Here is a 4,819-nt window from a genome sequence, read left to right as displayed (position 1 = left end):
GTTGTGTGCAATACATCCCACGACTAAAGCCTCCGATGCTCTATGCGAAGTTATTGTAAAAAAAAATAAAAACAAACTAAAATGTTTTAAAATACAAATTAATTAAATAAAAAATCAAATTTTATGACACACAAAGACATTATAAAACTAGCCTCCGAAGTCAAACAACATATTAAACAGATTTCTCCTGATGAAGCAGAAAAAACTATTCAGGAAAATGATGTGATTATTTTTGATGTCAGAGAAGATTACGAGTATCAAGCTGGGCATTTAGATAAGGCTAAAAACCTTAGTTGGACTGAGATAGAGGCAAAAGTAGTCGAGCGACTTATCCCTGATAAATCAACTCCTATTATTTGTTATTGTGCTGGTGGTAATCGTAGTGCTTTAGCCACTAATAGCCTAAATAAATTAGGTTATGAAAACGTGGTATCTCTTGAAGGAGGTATTACTGCATGGACAAATCAAAACAAGGAAATTACCACTGCCGAAAAAACACCCGAAGGCCAGAAGGCTAAGAGACTCGGAGATTTTAAGATAGGAAACCATCAAGGCTAGAAGACTCGGAAACTATTACTCGGAGACTAAAAGGCTAGAAGATTCGTACTCTTAAACTAGAAGACTCAAAGGCTATCAGACTCGGAGAAAATCAATAAAAATATACATGACTAACTCAATGATGATAAATCAATAATTTTTGCTCATTTTTGTCAGTCAATTAAATTCTAGTTAGGTTGAAAAAAATAAGTGATAAATAAAGTTTATTAAAGACTTTGTCATCATCACAAAAAACGATTATGAATCAAAAGTTGTTATTAATCTTGAGAATCTAATCTACAATTAAACAAATTTTTTAAGAGGTGTCATAATGTTTAGTAAGGGTTTCTTGACTGCTTCTAATCCCCTAACTATAGTTATTGTTGGCGGTGGTTTTAGTGGTTCTTTAACGGCAGTACATCTATTAAAAAATGCCTCTCAACCTTTGATTATTAAACTTATTGAACGTGGTGAAGAAATTGGTAAAGGTATCGCCTATGGCACTCAAGATAATGGTCATTTATTAAATGTTTCAGCAGGAAATATGAGTGCTTTTCCTCAAGATGCAGGGCATTTTTTGCGGTGGCTTAACTATAATCAGGATCAGTTAAAAACTATTTTACCTAGTTCGATCGACCCTAGTACCTTTATCCCTCGTAAAGTTTACGGTTTATATATTCAGTCCATTTTAGCCCAAGCCCAAGCCACTTGCCCCCATGATGTGCATTTAGAAATTGTGCAAGATGAAGTAGTAGGCATTGAAAAAGTCGAGAAAGGTGGTTTAATTTCTTTGCGTAGCGGTAGATGTTTTACTGCGGATAAGGTAGTTTTAGCTATTGGTAATTCTCCCGTCAGTCCATATAAAGGGGAATACACCGATAATGCTTGGTTAAATTCAGCCGTTGATAATCTCGATTCTAAAGCAGATGTGCTTTTAGTGGGAACTGGTTTAACGATGGTGGATATAGTTGTATCATTAAACGCCCGTAATCATCAGGGTAAAATTTACGCTTTTTCTCGGAGGGGATTATATCCTCAAAGTCACGCCAAAGCTAAACCTTATCACTCTTTCTTACCTTTGGAAAATGCCCCTAGCACTACCAGAGAGTTAGTTAAACTGATTAGAAAAGAAATTGCCCAAGCCCAAGAAGAAGGTTATAACTGGCGATCGATTATCGACTCATTACGCCCGATAACTCAACAATTATGGCAAAAATTACCAAAAACCGAGCAGAAACGCTTTCTACGTCACGTTACGCCTTACTGGGACATTCATCGACATCGCATAGCATCCAGTATCGCTGACATTATCATGAATAAGCTAAATTCAGGACATTTAACTATCAATGCCGGGAGAATTAAAGGCTATGAGTTACAAGGGGATAAGATAGCAGTAACAATTCGTCCTCGTCATCATCAGGAAGATCAGGTTATCATAGTCGATCGAGTCATCAACTGCACGGGTATTCCTAGCGATTATCGTCAATCTCCGCATCCCCTAATTAAAGATTTACAAGCTCAAGGGTTAATTAGGACAAATAGTTTAGGTTTAGGCATCGATAGCACCTTTGATGGTCGTCTTATCACCGCTAATGGCAATATTTCTCCTTTATTTTATACCATCGGCACACCTCGCAAGGGAGATTTATGGGAAACCATCGCCGTACCAGAATTGGAGCCACAAGGCCAATTCTTAGGCGAAAGGATTTTAGTCGGTCTTCCCATAAAATGTCGTCCTTTAACTCTTAATGCAACACCTGTTATATTCAAACCTTCGGGCAATGAAGTAAATTCCCTGCTATTCCGTCAGTTTTTCGATCCCGAAACCAGTAGCTATACTTATCTTCTCGCCGACAGTCAAACCAAAGAAGCAGTTTTAGTTGACTCAGTTTTAGAACAAGTCGATCGAGATTTAGAAGTATTGGAAGAATTGGGATTAAAATTAATTTACTGCTTAGAAACCCACCTTCATGCTGATCATATTACTGGAGCAGGAAAATTACGACAACTTACGGGCTGTAAAGTGATTGTACCCTATAACCCCTCTGTTACTAAAGCGGATCGCTCTTTGAGTGGTGGAGAAGTGCTAAAAGTAGGAAATGTCTTGATCGAAACTATTACTACACCGGGTCACACCGCTAGTCATATCACCTATTTAGTCAACAAAACTCACCTTTTGACGGGGGATGCTTTATTCATTCGGGGTTGTGGACGTACTGACTTTCAAGGAGGAGACGCTGGTACATTATACGATGTGGTTACAGAAAAATTATTTACCCTGCCCGATGAAACTTTAGTCTATCCTGCCCATGATTATAAGGGGCGTACGGTTTCAACCATTGGGGAAGAAAAACGCCTCAATCCTCGTTTTGCTGATCGTACAAGGGAACAATTTATTACTATTATGAGTAACCTCAATTTAAGCTATCCGAAAAAGATGGATTCTGCTGTACCTGCTAACGAATACTGTGGCGATTTCATCTCTCAAGATAGTATCACTAATAATATTAATTTGGCTCAACAAGATAAAGAAAAAATTGAGGAAACGGTGGATAAAAATACAGAAATTTATAATGACTATTTTGCTATGTATATTTAAACTTTGATCGTATTTTCCTTAGGTAAACTTATTTAACTTATATTGGAAAAAATGGTAACTTTAACAGAGATTGAAACAGCAATTAAACAATTAAGCAAAGATCAAGTTTTACAACTAGCACAATAGACATTGACCATAATTAAAAATGCGATCAATTCTAATAAACTATTTATGAATTTAGGCTATGTTTTTAATGATTACTGAGTTAAAATCAGAATTTTTGGAGAAGTCTAATGGCTAGATGCATAGACCCGAGTGCAAAATAAAAACTGAGATGAAATTTGGATTGTTTAAGATCAATTTTATAGCAATAAATAACTATCATAAACTATTGGTTAACAGTTAAAAGCTCTCAAATTCTCCCTAACGGTAAAGATGCGATCGCCTCTGTATCGACTCTCATCGCCACAGGATTATTACAGCTAGACGCTACAGAAGTGAGTAATTTAACATCTGAAGAGATAGAAGTCTTATTCTCGGCGATTCCCGTTGATTTTAAACTAGAAAAGATATTTAACTCAGAAAATTAAAAATTGGAGAAATGAATTAATTCCGCCTTTAAATAAAAATACTCCCGTTCAAGAAACTAATTTTTATAATTGATAAAATTCTTGATATTATTTTGTCTAAGTATTGATTTATTATTATATAAAACTGCTAGAGATGGCAGTTTGAATCGTACCCATGACAAGGGGTTTATTGGAGAGGAGCGCAATGAGTGAGTGAGGTGAAAGTCTCACGTTCCGTTCTGAAGACGAGTCAAGTTCGTGAGGACTTAGCTTAGTTTAACCCATCGCATCGACGGCATGGGAGTGTCAATTCTATAGCAATCAAAACTAAGAAATGACAACAAAATTACCAAGAGCTAAAGTTCCTGTTAAACCAGATGTCGTCAATTCAATAATAGCGTCATTACCAGATTGGAACCCCGCAATATGATCATTAATGGCGATAAAAGTGCGACTTCCAAAAGTAAATTGAGCAACATACTCATTATTGATCAAATTAGTTGTGGTTAATTTGGCGGCGATGGCCGTTGGAGTTAGAGCAGTTACATTTCCTCCTTGGGTAAACACCGTTGGAGTAGTGGTAACAAAGAACTTGTCTTCATTAGCGTTGAAATCCTTAATTATGTCATAGTTAGCCAAGAGGGAGTCTGTTAAGGTTTGATAACCAAAGCCATCGCTACCAATACCACCTGTTAAAATATCTTTACCGACACCACCGATAAGAGTATCATTCCCCGTACCACCATTGACGTTGTCATTACCGTCACCACCAATGAGGACATTATCACTGCCATTACCGTTAATAGTGTTATTGCTCTCGTTCCCCGTACCATTAATGGCTGTTCCTTGTAAGGTTAGATTTTCGACATTAGCGATTAGGCTGTAATCAATAGTACTATTAACGGTGTCGGTTCCTTCTCCCTGTAGTTCGATGATTTGATCGTTGCCACTATCAACGTAGTAAATATCGTTGCCCAGCCCCCCCATTAAGCTATCATTACCAGCACCACCATTAAGGATATCGTTACCGTCACCACCAAAGAAGGTATCATTACCCGTACCACCATTGAGGATGTCGTTACCGTCACCACCGATGAGGACATTATCACTGCCATTACCGTTAATGGTGTTATTGCTCTCGTTCCCTGTCCCATTAATGGCTGTTCCTTGTAAG

General features: G+C 37.3%; 2 protein-coding genes and 2 pseudogenes. 3 read left to right on the top strand and 1 reads right to left on the bottom strand.

The features are described from left to right. The first annotated feature begins 123 nt into the window (after window positions 1-123). From FWJ34_RS18275 to FWJ34_RS18265, 3 genes and pseudogenes are all read left to right on the top strand, one after another. Window positions 124-558, top strand: a complete 435-nt coding sequence (locus FWJ34_RS18275; protein ID WP_308256765.1) for a rhodanese-like domain-containing protein — start codon at window positions 124-126, stop codon at window positions 556-558. A gap of 310 nt (window positions 559-868) precedes the next feature. Continuing rightward, window positions 869-1,369, top strand: a pseudogene (locus FWJ34_RS18270) (FAD/NAD(P)-binding protein); the annotation flags it as partial. A gap of 963 nt (window positions 1,370-2,332) precedes the next feature. Next, window positions 2,333-3,013 (top strand): annotated as a pseudogene (locus FWJ34_RS18265) (MBL fold metallo-hydrolase); the annotation flags it as partial. 959 nt (window positions 3,014-3,972) lie between these two features. Here FWJ34_RS18265 and FWJ34_RS18260 read toward each other — a convergent pair. Beyond that, the coding region (locus FWJ34_RS18260) for a calcium-binding protein (protein WP_308256764.1) at window positions 3,973-4,819 on the bottom strand (847 nt) is incomplete at its 5' end.

The organism is Geminocystis sp. GBBB08, assembly GCF_016743215.1.
Taxonomy (GTDB): Bacteria; Cyanobacteriota; Cyanobacteriia; order Cyanobacteriales; family Cyanobacteriaceae; genus Geminocystis.
This window is presented reverse-complemented; position numbering and strand designations above follow the sequence as displayed.

What these genes read in the sequence shown, in the direction of transcription:
- FWJ34_RS18275 (WP_308256765.1), top strand. Translation starts at nt 124, where the DNA reads ATGACACACAAAGACATTATAAAACTAGCCTCCGAAGTCAAACAACAT.